16 protein-coding genes are annotated in these 23,341 nt (G+C 72.1%); 12 read left to right on the top strand and 4 right to left on the bottom strand.

Annotation, left to right across the window (positions count from 1 at the left end; translation table 11 throughout):
• Positions 1-38: 38 nt before the first annotated feature.
• Entirely contained in the window at positions 39-554 is a 516-nt protein-coding gene (locus tag IE277_RS08400; protein ID WP_189950029.1) for a YwqJ-related putative deaminase, read from the bottom strand.
• A 264-nt stretch (positions 555-818) separates the two neighbouring features.
• Here IE277_RS08400 and IE277_RS08405 point away from each other — a divergent pair, with 264 nt between their 5' ends.
• From IE277_RS08405 to IE277_RS08415, 3 genes are all read left to right on the top strand, one after another.
• Positions 819-1,829: an SMI1/KNR4 family protein gene (locus tag IE277_RS08405; protein ID WP_189950031.1), complete on the top strand. Its 1,011-nt coding sequence runs from the start codon at positions 819-821 to the stop codon at positions 1,827-1,829.
• A gap of 9 nt (positions 1,830-1,838) precedes the next feature.
• Positions 1,839-4,817, top strand: coding sequence for an SUKH-4 family immunity protein (locus IE277_RS08410; protein ID WP_189950034.1), 2,979 nt, complete (start codon positions 1,839-1,841; stop codon positions 4,815-4,817).
• Between the two features lie 306 nt (positions 4,818-5,123).
• On the top strand, positions 5,124-6,011 hold the full coding sequence (locus tag IE277_RS08415) for a coiled-coil domain-containing protein (protein WP_229881009.1): 888 nt from the start codon (positions 5,124-5,126) through the stop codon (positions 6,009-6,011).
• Positions 6,012-6,276: 265 nt separating this feature from the next.
• Here IE277_RS08415 and IE277_RS08420 read toward each other — a convergent pair whose 3' ends face one another.
• The 3 genes from IE277_RS08420 to IE277_RS08430 form a co-directional block, all read right to left on the bottom strand.
• Positions 6,277-7,920: a sodium/solute symporter gene (locus IE277_RS08420; protein WP_189950036.1), complete on the bottom strand. Its 1,644-nt coding sequence runs from the start codon at positions 7,918-7,920 to the stop codon at positions 6,277-6,279.
• Positions 7,917-8,447 (bottom strand): DUF485 domain-containing protein, encoded by a 531-nt coding sequence (locus IE277_RS08425; protein WP_189950038.1) that lies wholly within the window; start codon positions 8,445-8,447, stop codon positions 7,917-7,919. Before IE277_RS08425 ends, IE277_RS08420 begins: the two co-directional genes overlap by 4 nt.
• A gap of 338 nt (positions 8,448-8,785) precedes the next feature.
• Positions 8,786-10,327 (bottom strand): MFS transporter, encoded by a 1,542-nt coding sequence (locus IE277_RS08430; RefSeq protein WP_373310747.1) that lies wholly within the window; start codon positions 10,325-10,327, stop codon positions 8,786-8,788.
• 475 nt (positions 10,328-10,802) lie between these two features.
• On the opposite strand from IE277_RS08430, the gene IE277_RS08435 reads away from it, so the two are divergent.
• The 9 genes from IE277_RS08435 to IE277_RS08475 all read left to right on the top strand — a co-directional run bounded on the left by IE277_RS08435 (position 10,803) and on the right by IE277_RS08475 (position 23,264).
• Positions 10,803-11,591 carry an ABC transporter ATP-binding protein gene (locus IE277_RS08435; RefSeq protein ID WP_189950040.1) on the top strand — a complete coding sequence of 263 codons (789 nt, stop codon included), beginning with the start codon at positions 10,803-10,805 and terminating at the stop codon, positions 11,589-11,591.
• Positions 11,588-14,170, top strand: coding sequence for an ABC transporter permease (locus IE277_RS08440; protein WP_189950042.1), 2,583 nt, complete (start codon positions 11,588-11,590; stop codon positions 14,168-14,170). The genes IE277_RS08435 and IE277_RS08440 overlap by 4 nt, the downstream gene beginning before the upstream one ends.
• Positions 14,171-14,402: 232 nt before the next feature.
• Positions 14,403-17,960, top strand: coding sequence for a transcription-repair coupling factor (gene mfd, locus IE277_RS08445; RefSeq protein WP_189950044.1), 3,558 nt, complete (start codon positions 14,403-14,405; stop codon positions 17,958-17,960).
• A 267-nt stretch (positions 17,961-18,227) separates the two neighbouring features.
• Entirely contained in the window at positions 18,228-18,944 is a 717-nt protein-coding gene (locus IE277_RS08450) for an HNH endonuclease family protein (protein ID WP_189950046.1), read from the top strand.
• A 91-nt stretch (positions 18,945-19,035) separates the two neighbouring features.
• Positions 19,036-19,779, top strand: coding sequence for an N-acetyltransferase (locus IE277_RS08455; RefSeq protein ID WP_189950048.1), 744 nt, complete (start codon positions 19,036-19,038; stop codon positions 19,777-19,779).
• Positions 19,780-19,857: 78 nt separating this feature from the next.
• Positions 19,858-20,025, top strand: coding sequence for a hypothetical protein (locus IE277_RS08460; RefSeq protein WP_189950050.1), 168 nt, complete (start codon positions 19,858-19,860; stop codon positions 20,023-20,025).
• Positions 20,026-20,227: 202 nt separating this feature from the next.
• Positions 20,228-20,845, top strand: a complete 618-nt coding sequence (locus IE277_RS08465) for a hypothetical protein (RefSeq protein ID WP_189950052.1) — start codon at positions 20,228-20,230, stop codon at positions 20,843-20,845.
• Between the two features lie 38 nt (positions 20,846-20,883).
• The gene (locus IE277_RS08470; protein WP_268252262.1) at positions 20,884-22,377 is read left to right on the top strand and encodes a serine/threonine-protein kinase; all 1,494 of its coding nucleotides are present in this window, start codon (positions 20,884-20,886) and stop codon (positions 22,375-22,377) included.
• Positions 22,378-22,607: 230 nt separating this feature from the next.
• Positions 22,608-23,264 (top strand): SurA N-terminal domain-containing protein, encoded by a 657-nt coding sequence (locus IE277_RS08475; RefSeq protein WP_189950182.1) that lies wholly within the window; start codon positions 22,608-22,610, stop codon positions 23,262-23,264.
• Positions 23,265-23,341: the final 77 nt, after the last annotated feature.

Below are 23,341 nucleotides of genomic sequence, written 5' to 3' on the forward strand. Positions count from 1 at the left end.
TCGTGCCGGCGGTGTCGTACTGGGGTGGACGGTGGTGGTCAGCCGTCGGTTGCCGTGGGGTCGACGACGCGGACGCCGAAGTGGGCGCTGAGGGCGGTGCAGGCGCGGCAGGGGGTGGCGAAGCTGCCGTGGAGGGGGTCGCCGTCCTCGCGTATGCGGCGGGCGGTGAGTTTGGCGTGTTTGAGGGCTTTGCGTGCTTCGCCGTTGGTCATGGGTTTTCGGGCGGCGCGTTTGCTGCGGGTGGCGTCGGCGGCGGTGATGTGCCGGGAGATGAGGATGGTTTCGGCGCAGCGGCCGGTGAAGCGGTCGCGTTGGGCGCTGGTGAGGGTGTCGAGGAAGTCCTGGACGAGGGGGTGCAGGGGTGGGGGCTGGTCGCCGCGGGCGGCGGTGCCGGTGAGGGTGGCGCCGCGGACGGAGAGGGCGGCGGCGACGGTGGGCAGGATGCCGTCGCGGCGGTGGCGCAGGGTGGGGGCGGGGGGTGCGTCGGTGCCGCTCCAGCCGATGCGGGGGTCGCCGGCCCGCACGTCGGTACCTCCGGTTCGCAAGGTATTCATGATCGTTTTCCCCTCCCCTGGCATCCCCTCGAAGGACACAGGGTGCCAAATGCCGTGGCCGGTGCGGAAGCTGGGGCGGCGCGACACGCCCGGGCAGGGGCGGGTCGTCACGGTGGGGTGACGGCTGGTGACGGAAGCGGAGGGGTGGTTTCCGCGCGGATGCGGTGGGCCGGTGACCGGCGTTCGTGTACCGCATAGGCTGTCGCCATCCGCGATCGACACCGCCGATTGAGGCCTAACAGAACGCCGCAGGGGGCTACCGCCATGACGACAGGTCGGCTCGGGCAGCAAGCCGCGCCGCCGAACGCGGCCTACGCCGGGCAGGTCGTGCACTTCCCGGATCCGGTCCGGGCGGCACGTCACCCGAGAGGAGTACGGGTCGATGAGCGTGGTTACCCGGATTTCGCTCCGTACGCGCGCGTGGCGGTGGAGATCGCCGAGCCGCCGGACGGTTTCGGCGTCGACGAGTTGCGGCTGACGGACTATGTGTCGGCGAACGCGGCGCTGGCTGCGGAGCGGCATGAGCTGTGGGACACGGTGCCGGATGTGGCGACGCCGCACGGCTGGACGTGGCATCACGTGGTGGGCACGCGTCGGCTGGAGCTGGTTCCGGTCGAGGTGAAGGCGTTGCTGCGGCATCACGGCGGGGTGGCGACGGCGCCGGTCGAGCACGGCAAGCGTGGGACGCGGCCGTTGCAGGAGACGCGGCCGGCGCACTTCGGGCTGCCGAAGTCGGGTGTGGCGGTGACGGAGGCGCAGGTGCAGGGGGTCGAGGAGGATCTCGGCTTCCGTCTTCCGGGCGCGTACCGCTCGTTCCTGAAGGCGGCGGGTGGTTGTGCGCCGGTGGGTGCGGCGCTGGACGCCGAGCTGGGTCTGCTGGTGGACCAGCCGTTCTTCACGGTGCGCGAGGAGGCGGCCGTGAACGACCTGGTGTATGTCAACAAGTGTCTGCGGGACCACCTGACGAAGGACTACCTCGGGGTCTCGTTCGTGCAGGGTGGTCTGCTCGCGGTGAAGGTGAAGGGCGAGCGGCCCGGTTCGGTGTGGTTCTGCGCGTACGACGACGTGCGCGATGTGGATCCTTCGTGGTCGCCGGCGGAGCGGGTGGAGCGTCTGCTGCTGCCGTGCGGTGATGACTTCGATGCCTTTCTGTCGCGGCTGGCGGGCAATCCGCCGGAGTTGGAGACGGTGGCGAATCTGATGGTCGACGGTGGTTTCGCCCGTGTCGTCGCCGTGTCGGCCGGCTCGGCGTCCGCCGGCCCGGTGGGGGAGTGAGCTGCAGCGATGGTGACTTACGCGCAGGCGCAGGAGCGCGCCGAGGAGTGGATCAACGGTGACGTGCCCGCGTACCAGCATCGTGAGGTGCGGGTGCGGGAGTTCGAGCTGGGTTTCGTGGTGTGGGGCGAGGACCGGGCGGAGGGGCCGCGTTCGGACGCGGGCGCGCAGCGGCTGGTGATCGCCCGGGACAGTGGTGAGGCGACGCTGTGGCCGGGTCTGCCGGTGGGTGAGGTGATCCGCCGGTACGAGGAGGAGTACGGCCGTGCCGAGGGGGCGCAGGGCGCGGCTCCGGCGCCGGCGGCTGCCCGGATGGATCTCAATCAGACGTCGTTCCTGCTGACTCCTCCGGAGTGGCTGCAGGAGGCGGCGGACAAGCTGGGCATCGGGGGAGAGCGGCGGCCGGAGCCGGAGGGCGGGGGCGGTCGTGCGGGTGCTGGTGCCGGTGCGGGTGCTTCGGGTGTGGCTTCCGGTGCTGATGCGGGCGCCGGTGTTGGTGCTGGGGCGTCCGGGGTATCGGGGGCGTCCGGGGTGTCTGGTGGGGCGCAGGGCGGGTCGGGTGCGCCGGGCGCGTTCGGTGTGCCCGGGGCGCCTGCTCCCGGGAATGCGCCGTCCGCGGATGTGCCCGTGGGCGCGACGCCCTGGTCCGGTACCGACACGAACGCGGACCCGGGCGAGGACGACCGTTCCGTGCCGTTGCCCGCGACCGTGTTCGCGCCGCCGCTGAGCGATGCCGACGGTCCGGCTCCGCGGCCGCCGACGAGTGTGCCGGACGCGAAGACGGCGTTGATGTCGGGGGGCAGTCAGCTGCCGGCGACGGCGGTCGCGCCGGCGCTCGATCCGGCGAACGCGCCGGGAGCGCCTCATGCTGCGCACGCGCCGGGTGGGTCTGGTGTGCCCGGGGCGCCCGCTGTTCCTGGTGCGCCGGGCGTTCCGCAGGGCAGTACGCCCCCTCCGTCGCCCGGCACGCCGCCGTACGGCTACCCGGAGCCGCCGGCGTCTCCCGGTACGCCTCCGCCGGGCGTGCACGTGTACCCGCCGGCGCCCGGCACTCCGGTCCCGCCCCCTGCCGCTCCCGGCGCGCCGGGCGTCCCGCCGGGCAGTACGCCTCCTCCGTACGGCTACCCGCAGGGGCCTGGCGCGCCGCAGGGCAGCACGCCTCCTCCGTACGGCTACCCGCAGGCGCCGGACGGTACGGCGGGTGCGCCGCAGTCTCCGGCGGACACGGGTGCGTCTGCGCGGCATCTCGCGCCGAACGCCGGTGACATCGCGGACGCCGCGACCAGCAAGGCGGCGCCGCTGCCGAAGAAGGCGCGCGGTGGCGTGGGTACGCCGCCTCCGCCGCCGGGTGTCCCTGGCGCGCCGGGCGCGCGCCCGGGGAGCGCGCCGATGCCCCCCGAGCCGGGTGCGTCCAGCGGTCCGTACGTGCCGACGCAGCTGGTGTCGGCGCTCGGCCCGGAGGGGCCCGGCGCTGCGGGCGCGCCGGCCGGTCCGGGTGGTGCGGAAGGGGCGCAGGCGCCGGGTGCGCCCCATGCTCCGGGTACCCCCACTCCGCCTCCCGCGCCTGCGGGCAATGTGCATCACGCGGCCACGATGCTGGCCGACCCCAGCCAGCTGGGCGGGGGCGCTCAGCAGCCGCCGGGCGCCCCGGGCATGCCGCCTCCGCCCGGCGCTCCCATGGCCCCGGGCGCCCCGGGCATGCCACCCGTGCCTGGCGCACCACAGCCTCCGGGCGCTCCCGTCGGTCCCGGTGCGCCTGGCGCCCCGGGCGCTCCAGGGGGCGGGCGCGGGGCCGTGCACCACGCGGAGACCATGCTGGCCGCGCCCCCCGTGGCCGGTCCCGGCGCACCTCCGCCCCCGCCGCCCGCCCCCGGCGCTCCCATGGCTCCGGGCGCCCCGGGCATGCCGCCCGGCGGCCCGGGCGCACCGCAGTCGATGCCGCCGGGTGCGATGCCTCCGCCGGGCGCGCCCATGCCGGGGCAGCCGGCCGCGTACGGGTATCCGCAGCAGGGGCAGCCGACGGTCGGTCCGGGGTATCAGGCCGTGCTGCGCTACCGCGCTCAGGACGGTTCGGAGCAGCAGCTGATCCGGCGTTCGGCGCCGGGTATGCCGCATCCGGAGTGGCAGATCTTCCATGAGCTGCGGACGATGAACGTGCCGGCGGACCAGGTGCTGGAGCTGCACACGGAGCTGGAGTCGTGCGCGCTGCCGGGTGCCTACTGCGCGCGGATGATCCGGGAGCAGTGGCCGCAGGCGCGGATCACGAACATCGCGCCGTACGGCACGGACCACGCGAGCCGACAGCAGGGTATGCAGCAACTGCTGGCGCACCAGGGTGAGTTGCACCAGGTGGCGGACGGGCCCGCGCGGCTCGCGCCGGTGCGGGCGCCGCTGGCGCCGGTGCAGGCCGTGCCGCCGGTCCCGCCGGAGGGCATCGCGCAGGAGCTGGCGGCGGCGTTCGGGCCGGGTATCTTCCGGTTCGACCAGCAGGCGGTGTCGCGGCAGGGTGTGCCGCCGATCGTGGCGCACACGCTGGTCGTGGCCGGTCTGCCGGTGGATATGGGCCCGTTCTTCTGGGCGCAGGCTCAGCCGGGCCGTCCCGTGCCGACGCTGGCGGAGCTGGCGGCCGAGCGCGCGGTGCAGCCTGCGTCGGACGCGGGTTCGTACCTCGTCATGGGCACCGACTTCGGCAGGGCGATCTGTGTGCAGTACGGGACGGCGAACATCGTGGCCGTGCCCGTGGAGGCGGGGCCGGGCGGGGCGCCGGTGCCGCCGCAGTTCGTGAACACCGGGCTGCCCGAGTTCGCGCGGTGCCTGGCGTTGCTGGGCCGGATGTGGCGCCTGAGGTTCGGGCTGAACCAGGAGCAGGCGGGGCGCTGGACCGTCGACTTCCAGGCGCAGCTGGCCGCCCTGGACCCGGCGGCGCTCGGCTCCCCGGAGAGCTGGTGGTCGGTGCTGCTGGAGCAGATGTGGGACGGGCTCTTGTAGGAGCACCACCCGGATGCCGGCCCATCGTGTCCTCCACGCACGCGTGAGGGACACGATGGGCCGGTGTCGTTTCCGGCGCCTTTCGTGGGAGCGATGAGCCGGGGCGGCACCCGTTCGCAGTACGGTCGTCACCCTTGAGGAGGAAGAGAGCACTTCGGTCCGCCCCAGGTCACAGCAAGCGGGAACTGCGAGATAGCGCGCGTGACGTGGCTGCGGAGTGTCGCGTTATGAACACTTACGTCCGATCCATCAAGATGTGCGCGAAATCGTCCTGTCGTGTATGTCCGGTGGAGAGGAGTTCCCAGGGTGAGCAGCGCATCGATGTCGCCCAACGGCTTCGTGACCGTCCGGGGGCGCGGCTACCGTCCCGATCAGGTCGACGCCTCCTTGGAGGCGTTGTCGTACGACCGTGACGCCGCGTGGGAGCGCGCCGCGCGGCTGACCGTGCTCGCCAAGGACATGGAGGCGGAGGCCGCGCGGTTGCGCGAGGCCGTCGCCCAGCTGCCGCCGCAGGAGTACGAGGCGCTCGGGGAGCGTGCGCGGGATCTGTTCTCGCTCGTGCTGGAGGAGGCGGCGGACCTTCGCGAGCGCACCCGGCGTGAAGCGCATGAGCAGGTCGCGCAGGCCGAAGCGGACACTGCCGACGCGCGCCGGGAGGCGCAGGAAGCGGCGGACGCGCTCCGCGCGGAAGCCGACGAACACGCCTGCCAGCGGCTCCTCGCCGCGCGCGCCGAAGCCGAGGAACTCCGCGTCGGCGCCCGGCGTGACGTGAAGGAAGAGCGCGGCGCGGCGCTCGCCGCGTTGCGCGAGGTACGGCAGCGCACCACCGCCATGCTCACCGAGCAGTCCCGGGAGCACGCCCAGCAGTGGGCCGAGGCCGAACGCGAGGAAGCCGAGCGGATCGCCGCGCTGGAGGCCCGGAACGCCGAACGGGCGAGCCTGGCCGAGGCCGCGCTGACCGCCGCAAAGCGGGCCCTCGGCGAGGCCGAGGAGTTCGCGCAGCGCAGCGAGGAGGAGGCACGCACGCGTGCCGCCGAGATCGTCGCCGACGCGCGCGTACGCGAGGAACGCATCGCCGGGGAGACGGAACAGGTGCTGCGCGAGCACGGCGAGACCTGGGACCACGTGCAGGCGCACATGGACCACGTCCGCAGCCGCCTGATCACGCTGACGGGCAGAGCGGCCCTGGACTAGCGCCAGCCACTGGCTGGCCGCTCCCCGGTTCGCCGACCGCCCCCGCTGGGCGCCCGCACGCCCGCGCGCCCAGCGCCTGCACGCCGCGCACCGGGCGCCCGCGCGCCCAGCGCCCGCGCCTGCCGACGCGCTCCCCTCCTCGGCGCCTGCTCCCCGCACCGCGCCTGCCCGCGCGCTCCGCACCCCGGTGCGCGGCAGCCCCCGCCCGGAGCCCCGCGCACCCCACGTACGCCCCGCGCCCGCGCTCCCGTGCCTCGCGCCCCCTTCAACCCCCCTTCCGTACCGCCCCCGCCAGGATCCACCCCTCCACCGCCTCGTACTCACGCCTCTGTTGCTCCGCCCCGGCGCGGCCGGAGACCACCGTCCCGAGCCAGCCGAAGAAGAAGCCGGCCGGGATGGAGACGATGCCGGTCGTGGTGAACGGGAACCAGTTGAAGTCGGCGTGCGGGAAGGCCGAGACGGGCGAGCCGGAGACCAGATTGGTGCCCGGCATGAGCAGCAGCACGGTCAGCGAGCCCCCGATCAGAGTGCTCAGCAGTCCGCCCCGGGTGTACCGGCGCCAGAAGAGTCCGTACACCAGGGCGGGCGCGATGGCCGAGGCGCCCAGGCAGAAGGAGAGCGTGATCAGGGGCTGGAGGCTGTGGTGCTGCACCAGTGTGGCCAGCAGGATCGTCGGCACCCCTATGGCGAGCGCCGAGACGCGCGCCAGGGCCATCTCGCGCCGGGCCGGCATCTCCTGTACGCGGGCCGCGAACACATCGTGGGCGAGGGAGTTGGCGCAGGCGAGCATCATCCCGGCGACCGAGGCGAGCAGGGTCAGGAAGATCGCGGTGGTGACCATGGTGAACAGAAAGGTCTCCGTCGTGGACACGTCGGCGCCCAGTGCCGCCCGCGAGCTCAGCAGATACGCGGTGTTGCCCTGCGGATCGGCGCCGGCGATCACGGAGCGGCCCACCAGGGCCGTGGCGCCGAACCCGATCACCGTGATGACCAGCACGAACAGGGCGACGATCGACACCGCCCAGGACATCGACCGGCGCACCTGACGGGCGCTGGAAGCGGTGTACATGCGCATGGTGACGTGCGGCAGGACGCCGCCGCCGAGCACCACCGTCAACTCCGAGGCGATCATGTCGAGCCGGGACCTCGGCCCGGTGCCGAACTGCAGCCCGGAGTGCAGAAAGGCCGGCCCGGCCCCGCTTCGCCGCGAGGCGGCGGAGAACAGGGCGCCCGGGTCCCAGTGGAAGCGGTGCAGGATCAGCACGGCGACCACGGCGCCCGAACCGAGCAGCATCACTATCTTCAGGATCTGGATGAGCGCGGTGCCCTTCATGCCGCCGATCGCCGCGTAGGCGATCATCAGGGCGCCGAGTCCGACGACGCATCCGGTCTTCAGCGAGGCGTTGGAGAAGCCCAGGATGAACGCCATCAGCTGCCCGGTGCCGGCGAGTTGGACCAGCATCAGCGGCAGCAGCGCGGCGATCGTCACCGCGCAGGCCGTGATGCGCACGGAGCGGCCCGGCAGCCGGCGGGCGAGCGCGTCGCCCATCGTGAACCGGCCCGCGTTGCGCAGCGGTTCGGCCAGCAGGAACATCAGCAGCATCAGCGACAGCGCCGTACTGAGGGCGAGGACGACACCGTCGTAGCCGCACAGGGCGATCACTCCGCCGGTGCCGAGGACGGTGGCGGCGGAGATGTAGTCCCCGGCGATGGCGAGGCCGTTGCGCAGCGGGGACAGGGAGCCGTAGCCGGTGTAGAACTCGTCGAGGTCGTCGCGGTCGGGGCCGGTCATCACGCACAGCAGCAGGGTCACCGTGGCGACCGTGGAGAAGGCGACCAGGGACATGGACTGGGCCGAGCCGCTGAAGCCGGTGAAGACTCCCGTGGCCGGGGTGGCGGCGCCGGTCATCGGACCGCTCCCCGGCGCGCGTCCAGTTCGGCCGTCTTGCGGATGCGGTCCGCGAGCGGATCGACATGCCGGCGCGCGGTGTGCTCGTACAGGGCGATCGCGAGCCCGGTGACCGGGAGTTGGAGCAGGGCGAGCAGCAGGCCGGCGGGGATGCCGTCGGCGACCGTGCGTGTCATCACGCCGGGCGCGGTCGCGGACAGGACCAGGAACAGGGTGAAGTAGCCCAGCGCGGTGAGCGTGGCGGTGCGCCGCTGCCAGCGGTAGGCGCCGCGCAGCACACGCAGGTCGCTGTGGTGGCCGAGGGGTTCGCGGGCCGGCGGGCGCTGCGGCCGGGGCGGCCGCGCGGGCGCGGGTTGCCAGGGGTAGGTGAGGCGCGAGGGGGGTGGTGGGCCGAAGGAGGGGGATGGCGGCCCGTAGGGCGGGTGCGGTGGGCAGTAGGACGGGTGCGGTAGGCCGTAGGGCGTGTGCGGCGGGTCGTTGAACGGATGGGGTGGGTCGTACGACGGGTGCGGCGGGTCGTAGGACATCCCGGGGCTCCTTGCATGGCTCGGGTCCGTGGCGGCGGACCGCAGGGAGGTGGGGGGTGGGAAATGGAGCCACGCACGTTACTCGCGAGTTCGGGTTCACGCGGCGTTTTCACCGAACTGGCCAGTCGGTATGCGCTTGCTACACGAAATCCGAGCCCGCCCCGGGGCGTTACCCGCGTTGACCGGAATGGCCCGGCGGGCGGAGCCGGCGGAGTCAGGGGCGTCGCGCCAGGCCGTCCGTAGCCCATCCGTACCTCGGTCGCACCCCAGCCGTACCCCGTCCGTACTGCTCGTACCCCGGCCGTATCCCGTCCGCACCGCGCGATGCCGTCGTTCCGTCACTCCTGCCGCACCGGGAACCGCCTCGGCGCCACCAGCAGCAGGACCAGGAAGGCCAGTGCCGCCGCGCCCGCCGCGCCGAGATACACCGTGTGCACCGCGTCGGCGATCGCCCGCCGGGTCGCCTCCGGCGCCCTGCCGGCGTCCAACGCGCGCGTGACGGAGTCCAGATCGCCCGCTCCGCCCAGGCGCGCGGCCAGCACGCCGTTGGCGACGGCGCCGAACAGTGACGCGCCCACGGTCTGTCCGGTCTGTCGGCAGAACAGCACGGACGCGGTCGTGGTGCCCCGTTCCGACCAGCCCACCGTCGACTGCACGCCGATGATCAGCGGCAGCTGGAACAGTCCGAGCGCCCCGCCCAGCAGCAGCATCAGCAGCGTCGGCTGCCACCACGAGCCGGGGTACGGCAGGAACGGGAACGCGAAGAGGATCAGCGTGGCCAGGCCGATGCCGAGCAGCGCGGTGTCCCGGAAGCCGATGCGCCGGTAGACGTGCTGGCTGAGCGCCGCCGACACCGGCCAGCTCAGCGTCCACACCGACAGCACGAAACCGGCGGCCACGGGCGCGAGTCCGAGCACCGACTGCGCGTACGTCGGCAGGAACACGCTCGGCGCCACCATCAGCAGCCCCAGCGCGCCGAGTGCCAGATTGACGGCCGCGATGGTCCGGCGCCGCCACACCCACCCCGGCATGATCGGTTGCGCCGCCCGTCGCTCCACCGCGACCACCACACCGGCCAGCGCCAGGCCGGTGGCGAAGAGCGTCAGCGAGGGCGCGGACAGCCAGGGCCAGGCGACCCCGCCCTGCACGAGCGCGGTCAGCAGCACCCCGCCGCAGGCGAACACCGCGAGCGCGCCCGGCCAGTCCACACGCGCGCGTGCCGTGCTGTCGGGGTGCTCCGGCCTCTCCCGTACGGGCTCGTGCAGATGCCGGACGACCAGCCACAGCGCGGCGGCGCCGATCGGCAGGTTGATCAGGAAGATCCAGCGCCAGTCGGCGTACGTGGCGAGCACGCCGCCGAGCCCCGGCCCGGCCACCGCCGACACCGCCCACACCGTGGACAGCTTGGACTGGATCTTCGGGCGCTCCGCCAGCGGATACAGATCGGCGGCGAGCGTCTGCACGGTGCCCTGCAACGCCCCGCCGCCCAGGCCCTGCACGATGCGGAACGCGATCAGCGCGGCCATGTTCCAGGCGCTCGCGCACAACAGCGAGCCCAGCAGGAACACGGCCGCGCCGGCGACCAGCACCGGTTTGCGGCCGAAGGTGTCGGACAGCTTGCCGTAGACGGGAAGCGTCACGGTCACGGCGAGCAGATAGCCGGAGAAGAGCCAGGAGAAGACGGAGAACCCGCCGAGGTCGCCGACGATCTGCGGTACGGCCGTGGAGACGACGGTGGAGTCCAGCGCGGCCAGTCCCATCGCCAGCATCAGCGCGGCGACCACCGCGCCCCGTCGCCGGGTGTCCTTGCGCGCGGCCGTGCCGCCGCGTATCGCGGGTGTCGTGCTCCCCCCTGCGGACCCCTCCCCGTGACTGCCCACCGTGTACCCCTCTCCCTGACGCGCTGGCTTCCTGGCGGAGTCTGCCCCGTGGCCCTTGCATCTATCTGCGGTACGACAGCTTGCCACGCGCCCCCTGGACCCGGCCTGGCGCGAACGGGCTTGACCCTGACGCAACGGAAGGGTGGAGGCTTTCCGGGCCGAAGGGTGGAGTCCACCCCGAGAACGACTCCGCCCGGAGGTGGAGCACCCCTAGGGGTACCTCCGTACTACGGCTCGGGGAGGGTTCGTTCCGGCGGAGGACGAGCGGGGCGGGGCGCGGTCCTTAACCTGGCTTTACGCCGCAGGGGGGCGGCCGGCCACACCGGAGGGGTGGGGTTTTCCCCAGGGAAAGACGGGGCTTCGCACCAGCGCGCGACGCCCTCGGCGGCCACGAGACTCAACGACGTACCCAGGACGACACCCCGGTACACCAGGGGCAACTCACCGACTTGCACACCGACATAGGAGACATACCGTGACATCGGCTGTGACCATTCCCAGGCACGGGGGCACTGGAGGGCGTACGGCCGTTGCCGCGCGGGCGCGGCAGGTCGTGAAGGCGTACGGGTCCGGTGAGACCCGTGTCGTCGCCCTCGATCACGTCGACGTGGACATCGCACGCGGCCAGTTCACCGCGATCATGGGCCCCTCGGGGTCCGGCAAGTCCACCCTCATGCACTGCCTCGCCGGACTCGACACCGTGAGCAGCGGTCAGATCTACCTGGACGAGACCGAGATCACCGGCCTGAAGGACAAGAAGCTCACCCAGCTGCGCCGGGACCGGATCGGCTTCATCTTCCAGGCGTTCAACCTGCTGCCGACGCTGAACGCGATCGAGAACATCACGCTGCCCATGGACATAGCCGGGCGCAAGCCGGACAAGGCGTGGCTGGACCGGGTGGTGGAGACCGTCGGCCTCGCCGAACGGCTCAAGCACCGGCCGACCCAGCTCTCCGGCGGCCAGCAGCAGCGCGTCGCCGTGGCGCGTGCCCTCGCCGCCCGCCCGGAGATCATCTTCGGGGACGAGCCGACCGGAAACCTCGACTCGCGTGCCGGCGCCGAAGTCCTCGGCTTCCTGCGCCGCTCGGTGGACGAACTCGGCCAGACCATCGTGATGGTCACGCACGACCCCGTCGCCGCCTCCTACGCCGACCGCGTGCTCTACCTCGCCGACGGCCGGATCGTCGACGAGATGTACCAGCCGACGGCCGATCAGGTTCTGGACCGCATGAAGGACTTCGACGCCCGGGGACGTACGTCATGACCGTCCTGAAGACCTCGATGCGCAACTTCTTCGCGCACAAGGGCCGCATGGCGCTGTCGGCGGTCGCGGTCCTGCTGTCGGTGGCGTTCGTGTGCGGCACGCTCGTGTTCACCGACACGATGAACACCACCTTCGACAAGCTCTTCCAGGCCACGTCCTCAGACGTCACGGTCAGCGCCATGGGCTCCTCCGACACCGGCCAGACGACCTCCCGCACCGGCAAGCCGCCCGTCATGCCGGCCTCCGTGGTCGGCAAGATCCACGGGGCCGAGGGCGTGCGGAAGGCCGAGGGTACGGTCGCCTCCACCGCGGTGACGGTCATCGACGCCGACAAGGACAAGCTGTCGCCGTCCAGCGGCGCGCCCACCATCGTCGGCAGCTGGAACGGCAACGACGCCCGCACCATGAAGATCACCTCCGGTACGGCGCCCCAGGGCCCGGACCAGGTCATGGTCGACGAGGACACCGCCGACAAGCACCACCTGAAGATCGGCTCCGAGATCGGCATGATCTCGGTCGTCGGCACCCACCACGCGCGCGTGTCCGGCATCGCCGCCTTCAAGGTGACCAACCCGGGCGCGGCCATCTTCTACCTGGACACCAGGACCGCCCAGCAGACCCTGGTCGGCCGGACCGGCGTCTACACGAACGTCAACGTCACCGCCGCCAAGGGCGTGACGAACGACCAGTTGAAGAAGAACGTCACGGCCGCCCTCGGTCACGGCTACAAGGTGCAGACCGCCAAGGAGGTCGCCGACGCCAACCAGAAGAGCGTCGAGAGCTTCATGAACGTCATGAAGTACGCGATGCTCGGCTTCGCCGGTATCGCCTTCCTCGTCGGCATCTTCCTGATCATCAACACCTTCTCCATGCTGGTCGCCCAGCGCACCCGCGAGATCGGCCTGATGCGCGCCATCGGCTCCTCCCGTAAGCAGGTCAACCGGTCGGTGCTGGTCGAGGCGGTGCTGCTCGGCGTGATCGGCTCCGTGCTCGGTGTCGGCGCGGGCGTCGGCATCGCGGTCGGCCTGATGAAGCTCATGGGCCAGATGGGCATGCACCTGTCCACCGACGACCTGACCGTCGCCTGGACGACCCCCACCGTCGGCCTGGTCCTCGGCGTCGTCGTCACCGTCCTCGCGGCCTATCTGCCCGCGCGCCGCGCCGGCAAGGTCTCTCCGATGGCCGCCCTGCGCGACGCGGGCGCCCCGGCCGACGCGAAGTCGGGCGTGGTCCGGGCCGTGATCGGCCTGCTCCTGACCGGCGCAGGCGCCGTCAGCCTGTACGCCGCCGCGAGCGCCGACAAGGCCACGACGGGCTCGGGCTGGCTGGGCCTCGGCGTGGTCGCCACGCTGATCGGCTTCGTCGTCATCGGCCCGCTGCTCGCCGCAGGCGTGGTCCGCGTCCTCGGCGCGATCATCCTGCGGTTCTTCGGACCCGTCGGCCGGATGGCGGAGCGCAACGCGCTGCGCAACCCGCGCCGCACCGGCGCCACCGGCGCGGCCCTGATGATCGGCCTGGCCCTGGTGGCCTGTCTGTCGGTCGTCGGCTCCTCCATGGTGGCCTCGGCCACCGACCAGCTCGACAAGACCGTCGGCACGGACTTCATCATCCAGGGCGACCAGCAGTACTCGATGGTCAAACCGCAGATGGTGCAGAAGATCAAGGCCACGCCCGGCCTGGAGCGGGTCACCGAGTACAAGCTCCTGGACGCGGACCTGACCACGCCGGACGGCCGGGTCTCCGAGAAGAGCACCATCAACGCGGCCGATCCGACCTACGCGCAGGACGTGCGCACCAAGACCGTCGCCGGTGACCTCGCCGACGCCTACAAGCCCGGCTCGATGTCCGTCCCCCAGGACTTCGCCAAGAAGCACGCCATCAAGCTCGGCTCCACGGTCTCGGTCGGCTTCAGGGAAGGTGCGACGGCGAAGCTGACGGTCCGCGCGATCACCAGCGACGACGTCGTGGTCGACAAGGGCGCGATGTACACCGCCATCTCCACCGCCGCGAAGTACATGCCGGCCGGCCGGATGCCGCTGGACCAGATGGTCTTCGCCACCGCCAAGGACGGGCACGAAGCGGCCGCCTACGCGTCGCTGAAGTCGACGATGCGGGACGACCCGTCGCTGACCGTGCGCGACCAGACCGACTTCAAGAAGGCGCTGAAGGACCAGATCGGCCAGCTGCTGAACATGATCTACGGCCTGCTCGCCCTCGCGATCATCGTCGCGGTCCTGGGTGTCGTGAACACCCTGGCCCTGTCGGTCGTCGAGCGGACCCGGGAGATCGGCCTGATGCGGGCCATCGGTCTCTCCCGCCGCCAGCTGCGCCGCATGATCCGCCTGGAGTCCGTGGTGATCGCCCTCTTCGGCGCCCTGCTCGGCCTCGGCCTCGGCATGGGCTGGGGTGCCACCGCCCAGAAGCTCCTCTCGCTCCAGGGCCTGCACATCCTGGACATCCCCTGGCCGACGATCATCACGGTCTTCATCGCCTCGGCCTTCGTCGGCCTGTTCGCCGCGCTGATCCCGGCGTTCCGGGCGGGCCGGATGAACGTCCTGAACGCCATCGCGACGGACTAGCCGCACCGGCTCGGCCGCCGCCCGACCACCGCATACGGGGGTTGCGGGGGAAAGACCCGGTGCCGGGAAGTCCTCGGGGACTTCCCGGCACCGGGTTCTTCACCGCCAGGGGAAACAGCGGTTGTCCACAGCCCCGACGGCAACGGCGTCGGCGTCGTACGCTGGACAGCCCCGGCCCGTCACACGAGTCGGGCCCTTCGTGTTGCCGACCCCCCGGACGGAAAGCCTCTCCATGAGCCTGCACGGTCTGCTCGACGCCGTCGTCAAGGACCCCGCCCTCGCGGAAGCGATCACTGCGGCCGCGGACGGCAACCGCATGCACATCGACATCGTCGGCCCCCCGGCGGCTCGCCCCTTCGCGATCGCCGCCCTCGCCCGCGAGGCGGGCCGCCCGCTGCTCGCGGTCACGGCCACGGGCCGTGAGGCCGAGGACCTGGCGGCCGCGCTGCGCTCCCTGCTGCCCGCCGAGGGCGTCGTGGAGTACCCCTCCTGGGAGACCCTGCCGCACGAGCGGCTCAGCCCGCGCAGCGACACCGTCGGCCGCCGCCTCGCCGTCCTGCGCCGCCTCGCCCACCCCCGCCCGGACGACCCCGAGACCGGCCCCGTCTCCGTCGTCGTGGCCCCCGTGCGCTCCGTGCTCCAGCCGCAGGTCAAGGGCCTCGGCGACCTGGAACCGGTGTCCTTGAGGACCGGCCAGAACGCCGACCTGAACGACGTGGTGGAAGCCCTCGCGGCCGCCGCCTACGCGCGCGTGGAGCTCGTCGAGAAGCGCGGCGAGTTCGCCGTGCGCGGCGGCATCCTCGACGTCTTCCCGCCCACCGAGGAACACCCCCTGCGGGTGGAGTTCTGGGGCGACGACGTCGAGGAGATCCGCTACTTCAAGGTCGCCGACCAGCGCTCCCTCGAAGTCGCCGAGCACGGCCTGTGGGCGCCGCCGTGCCGGGAGCTGCTGCTCACCGCGGACGTCCGCGCACGCGCGCGTGCCCTCGCCGAGGACCACCCGGAGCTGGGCGAACTCCTGAACAAGATCGCCGAAGGCATCGCGGTCGAGGGCATGGAGTCCCTCGCCCCCGTCCTGGTCGACGACATGGAGCTGCTCCTCGACGTCCTGCCCAAGGGCGCGATGGCCGTCGTCTGCGACCCGGAGCGAGTCCGCACCCGCGCCGCCGACCTCGTCGCCACCAGCCAGGAGTTCCTGCAGGCCTCCTGGGCGGCCACCGCCGGCGGCGGCGAGGCCCCGATCGACGTCGGCGCGGCCTCCCTGTGGTCCATCGCCGCAGTCCGCGACCGCGCGCGCGAACTGGACATGATGTGGTGGTCCGTGTCGCCGTTCGCCGCCGACGAAACGCTTACACATGCCGCGGACGCGGCGGGCGACGCCGACACGCTCAAGCTCGGCATGCACGCGCCCGAGACCTACCGCGGCGACACCGCGCGCGCCCTCGCCGACACGAAGGGCTGGCTCGCCGACGGCTGGCGCACGGTGTTCGTCACCGAGGGCCACGGCCCGGCCGCCCGCACCGTGGAGGTGCTCGGCGGCGAGGGCATCGCCGCCCGCCTGGACGTCGACCTCGGCGAACTGAGCCCGTCGCTGGTGCACGTCTCCTGCGGCTCGATCGAGTACGGCCTCGTCGACCCGGCGCTGGGGCTCGCCGTGCTCACCGAGACCGATCTGTCCGGCCAGCGCGCGACCGGCCGCGAGGGCGCCCGGATGCCGGCCCGCCGCCGCAAGACCATCGACCCGCTCACCCTGGAGCCGGGCGACTACATCGTCCACGAACAGCACGGCGTCGGCCGCTACATCGAGATGGTGCAGCGCACCGTCCAGGGCGCCACCCGCGAGTACCTGGTGGTCGAGTACGCGCCCGCCAAGCGCGGCCAGCCCGGCGACCGCCTGTACATCCCGACCGACCAGCTGGAGCAGATCACCAAGTACGTCGGCGGCGAGGCCCCCACCCTGCACCGGCTCGGCGGCGCGGACTGGACGAAGACCAAGGCGCGCGCCAAGAAGGCCGTCAAGGAGATCGCCGCCGACCTGATCAAGCTCTACAGCGCCCGCATGGCCGCCCCCGGCCACTCCTTCGGGGCCGACACACCCTGGCAGCGCGAGCTGGAGGACGCCTTCCCCTACGCGGAGACCCCGGACCAGCTCACCACCATCGCCGAGGTCAAGGAGGACATGGAGAAGTCGGTCCCCATGGACCGCCTGGTCTGCGGCGACGTCGGCTACGGCAAGACCGAGATCGCGGTGCGGGCCGCCTTCAAGGCCGTACAGGACGGCAAACAGGTCGCCGTCCTCGTGCCGACGACGCTGCTGGTGCAGCAGCACTTCGGGACGTTCTCCGAGCGGTACGCGCAGTTCCCGGTGAGCGTGAAGGCGCTCTCCCGCTTCCAGACCGACACGGAGGCGAAGACGACCCTGGAGGGCCTCAAGGAGGGCGCGGTCGACGTCGTCATCGGCACGCACCGGCTGTTCTCCTCGGAGACCAAGTTCAAGGACCTGGGCCTGGTCATCGTCGACGAGGAGCAGCGCTTCGGCGTCGAGCACAAGGAGCAGCTGAAGAAGCTCCGCGCCAACGTGGACGTGCTGACCATGTCCGCGACCCCGATTCCCCGCACCCTGGAGATGGCGGTGACCGGCATCCGCGAGATGTCGACGATCACCACGCCCCCGGAGGAGCGCCACCCGGTGCTCACCTTCGTCGGGCCGTACGAGGAGAAGCAGATCGGCGCGGCCATCCGCCGTGAACTGCTGCGCGAGGGCCAGGTCTTCTACATCCACAACCGCGTCGAGTCCATCGACCGCGCGGCGGCCCGGCTGCGCGAGATCGTCCCCGAGGCGCGCATCGCGACCGCCCACGGCCAGATGTCGGAATCGACGCTGGAGCAGGTGGTCGTCGACTTCTGGGAGAAGAAGTTCGACGTGCTCGTGTCGACCACGATCGTCGAGTCCGGCATCGACATCTCCAACGCCAACACGCTGATCGTGGAGCGCGGCGACAACTTCGGCCTGTCCCAGCTGCACCAGCTGCGCGGCCGCGTCGGCCGAGGCCGCGAGCGCGGGTACGCGTACTTCCTGTATCCGCCGGAGAAGCCCCTGACGGAGACGGCGCACGAACGGCTCGCCACCATCGCCCAGCACACCGAGATGGGTGCGGGCATGTACGTGGCGATGAAGGACCTGGAGATCCGCGGCGCCGGAAACCTGCTGGGCGGCGAGCAGTCCGGACACATCGCGGGCGTCGGCTTCGATCTGTACGTCCGTATGGTCGGCGAGGCCGTCGCCGACTACCGGCGCCAGCTGGAGACCGGTGAGATCGAGGAGGAGCCGCCGCTCGAGGTCAAGATCGAGCTGCCCGTCGACGCGCACGTCCCGCACGACTACGCGCCCGGCGAGCGGCTGCGCCTGCAGGCGTACCGCGCCATCGCCTCCGCGAACTCCGAGGAGGACATCAAGGCCGTCCGCGAGGAGCTCACCGACCGCTACGGCAAACTGCCCGAACCGGTGGAGAACCTGCTGCTGGTGGCCGGTCTGCGGATGCTCGCGCGTGCCTGCGGCGTCGGCGAGATCGTCCTGCAGGGCACCAACATCCGCTTCGCACCGGTGGAGTTGCGCGAGTCGCAGGAACTGCGGGTCAAACGGCTCTACCCGGGCACGGTCATCAAGCCGGCCGCGCACCAGGTGCTGGTCCCGCGCCCGAAGACCGCGAAGGTCGGCGGCAAGCCACTGGTCGGCCGCGAACTCCTGGGCTGGGTCGGTGAGTTCCTCGCCTCGATCCTGGGGTCGTAAAGAGGGCCCGTGGAGAAGGTCCGTAGAGAGGGCCGTTGAAGGGGCGTAGGGCGGGGCCGGGGCGGGGGCGCACAAGGCCGGCGGCGCACACCCGCCCCCGGCCGCGCTCCCCCTGCATGGGACCATATGCCCCAACTCGACCACCCGTTGCCCGAAAGCTCCCCTTTGGTCCTCATCTGCAGTCGGCCTCGGGCCGGTTACCGTAAGGGACGGAACGATTCCGCCTGTGTGTGAGGGCGGACCAGGGCGAGTGAGGGGGGACGCACCGTGACGCGTCTGAGGGGCGGGGCGGTGGCCGCCGTGGTCGTGCTGGTCGCCGTGGCCGGCTGCACCAAGGACAAGACCAAGGGGTCCGCAGGACCCGAGCAGTCCGGCGGCGGAGGCGCGGTCTTGACCGCCGTCGACTCACTGACCGTCAAGGGGCGTGCCCCGCAGACCGGTTACTCCCGGGCCCGGTTCGGCACCGCCTGGGCGGACACCGACTCCAACTCCTGCGACACCCGCGACGACATACTCAAGCGCGACCTGAAGGGCGTGAAGGTCACCGGCGGCACCTGCAAGGTCACCTACGGCCTGCTTGAGCCCGACCCCTATTCCGGCAAGGAGATCACCTACCGGCGCGGCGCCAGCCAGGTCGACATCGACCATGTCGTCCCGCTCTCGGACGCCTGGCAGAAGGGCGCCGAGTACTGGGACGCGAGCAAGCGCATAGCCCTGGCCAACGACCCCCTGAACCTCATCGCGGTCGACGCGAGCACCAACCGCGGCAAGGGGGACGGCGACGCGGCCACCTGGCTCCCGCCCAACGGGAAGTACCGCTGCACCTATGTGGCCACCCAGGTCGCCGTCAAGAAGAAGTACGGCCTGTGGGTCACCGAGGCCGAGAAGGCCGCCATGAAGAAGGTGCTCGCCGGCTGCCCCGGCCGGCAGCTCCCCACGGGCGGCAACCCGACCAAGGCGCCGGAGCGTTTCCGCGCCCGCTGAGCCGGGGGCCGGCCCGCGCACTGCCGGGCGCGCCACGCCACCCCGTGAAAACCATTAAGGGAGACGGCGCGCGCCATCTACGGTGAACGTCATGGACGTCAAGGTGAGCAGCATCGCCGAGCAGCCCGACCGGCTGCCGGCGGTGTTCGAGATGGCCGACACATGGCCCGAGTTCGTGACCAACGACCCCGTCGGCACCGCCCACTACGGCCGCATCCCCGGCGAACTGCCGGAGTACGTGCTGTTCGCCGAGGACGAGCGCGGCGAGATCGTCGCCCACGCCTTCAGCGTGCCCTTCGCCCTCGACATCGACGGTCGGCGCACCCTGCCCGCGCGCGGCTGGGACCAGATCCTGCTCTGGGCCTTCGCCGACCTGCGCCGCGGTACCCGCCCGGACACCGTGAGCGCGATCTCCGTCACCATCGCCCCGCACGCGCAGGGCCACGGCCTGTCCGCCGTCATGCTCTCGGCGATGCGCGCCCGCGCCCACGCACGCGGCTTCCGCGAGGTCGTCGCCCCCGTCCGCCCCAGCGCCAAGCACCGCGAACCGCACACCCCGATCGCCGAGTACGCCCACCGGGTGCGCCCCGACGGCCTGCCCGAGGATCCGTGGCTGCGTGTGCACGCCCGCGCCGGCGCCCGCATCGACTCCATCGCCCCGGCCTCCATGACCGTCGGCGCCTCGCTGGCGGAATGGCGCCGCTGGACCGGACTGCCGTTCGACACCGCCGAGGACGTCGAGGTGCCCGGCGCGCTGGTCCCGGTCCGCTGTGAACCGGAGCGCGGATACGCCGTCTACGTCGAGCCCAACGTATGGATGCGGCACGCGCTGTGACCGGATGACCGTCGTACGGCGCGGTCCTTCCAGGATCAGGCGGGCCTCATGTCCGCCAGACAAGCCAGGATCCGCGTCGTGACCTTCTTCGCGGAGGCGGCACCGTTGTCGCTGCCCGCCGTGGACAGCACGGTGACCACGGCATCGCCGGAACGGGCCGCGAGCAGCGTGCCGCCGTTTCGCCAGGCGCCGCTCGTGCGCGGGATGTACGACGGTCTCGCCGACGGTACGGTGGCGCCCGACTGAGCGCCGGATGGCGGCTGTCACACACTCAACGGCAGCCGGTCGGCCGCCTGTCGCGCGCGTGAGCCGGACAACGGTTCGGTACAACCGGGACGCTTGTCCGTGCCGGGTCATATGCTCGAAGCGACAATCACACGACCGGCGTTGTCCGCCCTTCGGAGCGCCGGGCGGACAAGCGCGCCCATATCAGGCATCAGGAGCAGCCATGCAAGGCCTCGGCTACGGACAGCCGGTGAAGCAGCCGCCGCACACCGCGTGGCTGGTTCTGCTGCGTGTGCTGTTCGTGGCGATCGGGATCTTCAGTATCGGCCTCCTGGTCTGGGTGCTGCTGCTGCGGCTGGCGATCGTCACGCGACGGTCGGTGGACTGGGGTCTGTTCTTCGCCGCGCTGGCCGCCGACATTCTCAGCCTGGTGCTGATGGGCACCGAATCCGGCGACGAAGTCCACACCCCGGCCGGCTACTTCGGGCTGTTCCTGCTGCTCTTCACGTTCGTGGCCACGATCGCGTACTACCTCACCGCGGACATCCGCCACGCCGCGCACCAGCGGCAGGCGTACGAGGCGCAGCGGACGGCGCAGGCACAGGCCGGGTACGCCTATCCCGCCCCCATGAGCCCGTACGCCGCGGCGACCGTACCGACCACGCCGCCCATGCAGGTCGGTCCGCGCACCCCGCCCCCGGTGCCGCGCCCGGTCGTGCCCCAGCCGCCGCAGCGCCCGGCGCCCACGCACATCGAGCAGGTGCGTGCCGAACTGGACGAGTTGAGCGACTACCTGCGCAAGCACGACGGCCGGCACGACAGCCATGAGGGCGGAAGGTGAGCGTGGCGGCGGGACGTGTCATCGGCGGCCGGTACGAACTGTCCACGCTCATCGGACAGGGCGGCATGGGCCAGGTGTGGACGGCGTACGACCGGCGGCTGGACCGGCGTGTCGCGGTGAAACTGCTGCGCCCCGACAAGGTGGCGGGCCAGGAGGCGGACGAACTGCGCCGCCGCTTCCTGCGCGAGTGCCGGGTGACCGCGCAGGTCGATCACCCCGGTCTGGTGACCGTGCACGACGCCGGCAGCGAGGGCGAGGAGCTGTTCCTCGTCATGCAGTACGTCGACGGCGCCGACCTCTCCGGCCATCTCGCCGAGCACGACCCGTACCCGTGGCCCTGGGCGGTGGCGGTCGCCGCGCAACTGTGCGCCGTGCTGAGCGCCGTGCACGCCGTGCCGATCGTCCACCGCGACCTCAAGCCGCGCAATGTGATGGTGAAGCAGGACGGCACGCTCACCGTGCTCGACCTGGGCGTGGCCTCGGTGATGGACACCGACACCACGCGCCTCACCCACACCGGCTCCCCGATCGGATCACCCGCCTATATGGCGCCGGAGCAGGCGATGGGCGGCGCGGTCGGCCCGTACACCGACCTGTACGCGCTCGGGGTGCTGATGCACGAACTGCTCAGCGGCGACGTGCCGTTCGCGGGCTCCACGGCGCTCGGTGTGCTGCACCGGCATCTGTACGAGCCCCCGCAGCCGGTGCGCCGGATCCGTCCCGAGGTCCCCGAGGCACTGGAGCGGCTCGTGCTGCGTCTGCTCGCCAAGGACCCCCAGCACCGTCCGGCCTCCGCGCAGGAGGTGTACGAGGACCTGGCGCTGCTCCTGCCCGGGCGCGGGACGCCCACCGGGGCGCCTCTGGACCCCACACGCCCCTTCCTGCGCCCGCACGCCCCCTGGCCGGATCGCGCGCGGACCCCCGCGCCCCAGCCCGCCCCCGTCACGCCGGCGCAGCCGCCGGCCGGGAAGCCCGATGTCGCCGCGGCCGTGGACGAGGTCAAGCGACTGCTGGGAGAAGGGCGCATCACCCAGGCCGTGGACATCCTGGGCGCGATCCTGCCCACCGCCGCCGAACAGCACGGCGAGCACTCCCCGGTGGTGCGCACCCTGCGCAAGCAGTACGCGGCCACCCTCATGGACGACGGCCAGTACCGGCGCGCGCTGCCCGAACTGCGCCGGCTCGCCGACGAACGCGCCGCCGAGGCCGGCCAGGCCGACCCGCAGTCCCTGCGCTACCGCTACGAGGCCGCACAGTGCCTGGAGCAGCTGGGCGAACCGGCCGCGGCGCTCGCCGAGTACCGCGCGCTGCTGCCGTACTACGAGAACCAGTACGTCTCCGGCGACCCGCAGCTCGCCCACGATGTCCGCCGGCGCATCGGCCATCTGCTGCTCGCCGTCGGCGACCGGCCCTCCGCCCACGACACCCTCGCGCGGCTGCTGATGGACGTGGAACGGCTGCACGGACCCGGCTATCCGATGGCCATGGAGATCCGGCGCACCCTGCAATGGCTCGGACAGGTGCGCGGTTAGATCCGCCGTCGCCCCAAAGCCTGGCGCGGCCGCCCGCCGTACGACATCCACGGCGCCGCCGCGGCCCGGCACCCGGCCCGCACCCGACCGACGGCCGCCCGGGGGAGCGACGGTGCCCGAAGCGCGTGCGAATCGTTGGTCGAATGGGTTGGCCGCAGGCTGCCCACTGCCTACCATCGATCACCGCAAGACTTTGTGCACCGTCGCACAATCTCCCCTTGGAGGTTCCCTTGCACCGCCGCCGTCGCACCGCGCTCGTCCTCACCGCCGCGATCGCCGCCGCGGCACCCCTGCTGACCGCCTGCGGACATGACGCGCACCCGGGCGCCGCGGCCGTCGTCGGAGGGCAGCGGATCACCGTCGCCCAGCTGCAGAGCCGGGTCGACGAGATCCGCACGGCGCAGCGGGCCGCGGTGCCGGACGAGACCCAGTACGCACAGGTCCTCGCCTCCACCAGCAGCCTCACCCGCGACACCCTGCACAACCTGGTCCTCGACCGGGTACTGCACCGCGCCGCGCAGGACGCCGGTGTCACGGTGACTCGCAAGGAGGTCCAGCAGCTGCGCACGGGCCTGGAGCAGCAGGCCGGCGGCGCCAAGGGGCTGGAGACGGCCTGGCTGCAGAAGTACGGCATCGCCCCGGCCCACCTCGACGAGAACCTCCAGCTCCAGCTGGAGGCGCAGAAGCTGGCCAAGAAGCTCGGCACCGACACCAGCCAGCCCGCCTTCTGGAAGGCGCTGTCCAAGGCGTCCCAGGAACTCCGCGTCGACCTCAACCCGCGCTACGGCGCCTGGGACGTGCAGAAGAGCAGCCGCGTGGACACCCAGACGCCCTGGGTACGGGAGGTCACGACGGGCGCGACGGGCGGACAGCCGGCGACCGCGTGACGAGCGACCGGGCAGGCATCGGTCATACGATCACACGATCCTCTCCGCCCTGTGGATAACCGAATCCGTCCCCTCCC

The sequence above is a fragment of the Streptomyces alanosinicus genome (assembly GCF_014650595.1).
Classification (GTDB): domain Bacteria; phylum Actinomycetota; class Actinomycetes; order Streptomycetales; family Streptomycetaceae; genus Streptomyces; species Streptomyces alanosinicus.

Excerpts from the sequence above, each read along its gene's own strand:
- IE277_RS08400 (WP_189950029.1), bottom strand. The coding sequence starts at position 554 with ATGAATACCTTGCGAACCGGAGGTACCGACGTGCGGGCCGGCGACCCC.
- IE277_RS08405 (WP_189950031.1), top strand. The coding sequence starts at position 819 with ATGACGACAGGTCGGCTCGGGCAGCAAGCCGCGCCGCCGAACGCGGCC.
- IE277_RS08410 (WP_189950034.1), top strand. The coding sequence starts at position 1,839 with ATGGTGACTTACGCGCAGGCGCAGGAGCGCGCCGAGGAGTGGATCAAC.
- IE277_RS08420 (WP_189950036.1), bottom strand. The coding sequence starts at position 7,920 with ATGACCGGCGCCGCCACCCCGGCCACGGGAGTCTTCACCGGCTTCAGC.
- IE277_RS08425 (WP_189950038.1), bottom strand. The coding sequence starts at position 8,447 with ATGTCCTACGACCCGCCGCACCCGTCGTACGACCCACCCCATCCGTTC.
- IE277_RS08440 (WP_189950042.1), top strand. The coding sequence starts at position 11,588 with ATGACCGTCCTGAAGACCTCGATGCGCAACTTCTTCGCGCACAAGGGC.
- mfd (WP_189950044.1), top strand. The coding sequence starts at position 14,403 with ATGAGCCTGCACGGTCTGCTCGACGCCGTCGTCAAGGACCCCGCCCTC.
- IE277_RS08455 (WP_189950048.1), top strand. The coding sequence starts at position 19,036 with ATGGACGTCAAGGTGAGCAGCATCGCCGAGCAGCCCGACCGGCTGCCG.
- IE277_RS08465 (WP_189950052.1), top strand. The coding sequence starts at position 20,228 with ATGCAAGGCCTCGGCTACGGACAGCCGGTGAAGCAGCCGCCGCACACC.